General features: G+C 69.4%; 2 protein-coding genes. One reads left to right on the plus strand and one right to left on the minus strand.

The window, feature by feature from the left end:
• Positions 1 to 226: 226 nt before the first annotated feature.
• Positions 227 to 778 carry a DoxX family protein gene (locus ACWCQ6_RS37280; protein ID WP_451096945.1) on the plus strand — a complete coding sequence of 184 codons (552 nt, stop codon included), beginning with the start codon at positions 227 to 229 and terminating at the stop codon, positions 776 to 778.
• Between the two features lie 98 nt (positions 779 to 876).
• On the opposite strand, the gene ACWCQ6_RS37285 is transcribed toward ACWCQ6_RS37280, so the two are convergent.
• Positions 877 to 1,431, minus strand: a 555-nt coding sequence (locus tag ACWCQ6_RS37285; protein WP_451096947.1) for a DUF6596 domain-containing protein, incomplete at its 5' end; no start/stop codon positions are given.

The following is a 1,431-nucleotide window of genomic DNA, read 5'->3' on the forward strand; positions in this document are numbered from 1 at the left end:
GTTGACAGTGGATGACAGCAGGCCGGAGCCGCAGGGCCCGAGGCTGCCGTCCTCGGGCCCTTCTCCTCGCACCTGCTGATACCGCGCGCATCCCACCGCTCCAGGGTCGATACCGGCCGGGGGAGGGGTAACGATGGAAAGACGATCCAGACCGCGCATATTCGATGCGACAGCGAACGGCGGCTCGACGAAGGGGACGGCAGCCCCGACCGAGAGGGAGCCTCCAATGAAGTTCATCGATGAGAAGTTGCGTGCCCCACCCCAACAGGAGCTCCACGCTCCGGCGAAGCCTGTGATCTCCGCAGGCGACTGTGGTCTGTTCCTTGTCAGGATCACCTTCGGCCTCCTCATGGCCGGGCACGGATCCCAGAAGCTCTTCGGCATGTTCGGTGGTGAAGGTCTCGACGCGACGGCCAAGGGTTTCGCCGCTCTGGGCTACCGTCCCGGATCGGTCTATGCCGTCATCGGTGGTGGTTCCGAGTTTCTCGGCGGCCTGGGGCTGGCCCTCGGGCTGTTCACCCCACTGGCGTCGGCCGCCCTGATCGGCGTGATGATCAATGCCATGGTGACCGTCACCGCCGCACATGGCCTGTGGGCGACACAAGGCGGCATCGAATACAACTTGTGCATCGCGGTCGTGGCACTGGCCATCGCTGCAATCGGCCCCGGCCGGTTCGCCCTCGACAGACCGTTCCGCTGGGGGAGGGGCGGCTGGCCGGAAGCCGCATTCGCGCTGTTGGTGGGTGGCATCGGCGCCGCCGTCGTGCTGATCCTTTGAGTTCGGGCCGACCCGGACGAATGCGCTGTGGGCCACGCCAGGTAGTGCTGTGGTTCTCTGGCGTGACAAGTAGTGCGGTGATTGGCTGGCGTGCCCCGTCAGCCGCGCCCCCGCGTATTGAGCCGGGCGGCCTGGCGCGTCAGGTGGTCGCGCTCGGCGAGGTCGGGTGCCTTCCGGGCCGCCTCGGCATACAGCCGAGCCGCCCTCGTCAGGTCGCCGTCGCGCTCGTGGAGGTACGCCGCCACCGCGGTGTAGCGGGGCAGCGAGTCGTCCAGCGTCGCGAGCGCCGCCAGACCGGCACGAGGTCCGTCGGCCTCGCCGACGGCCACCGCGCGGTTGAGCCGGACGACCGGGCTGTCGGTGAGGCGCGCGAGCTCGTCGTACCACTCGACGATCTGCACCCAGTCGGTCTCCTCGGCGGTCGGCGCGTCGGCATGGAGCGCCGCGATGGCGGCCTGGGCCTGGAACTCACCGAGCCGGTCGCGAGCGAGGGCCGCCTGCAGGATCTCGATGCCCTCGGCGATCGACCCGGTGTCCCACCGGCTGCGGTCCTGCTCGGCGAGCGGCACCAGACTGCCGTCGGGCGCGGTGCGGGCGGCACCTTCGCGACCGACTACCCGCACGTGGACTCGACCTTCCCGCACACCAAGGAG

It is taken from the genome of Streptomyces sp. NPDC001880 (assembly GCF_053594575.1).

Bases quoted from the DNA above. Each gene is read 5' to 3' on its own strand.
- ACWCQ6_RS37280 (WP_451096945.1), top strand. From the start codon at position 227: ATGAAGTTCATCGATGAGAAGTTGCGTGCCCCACCCCAACAGGAGCTC.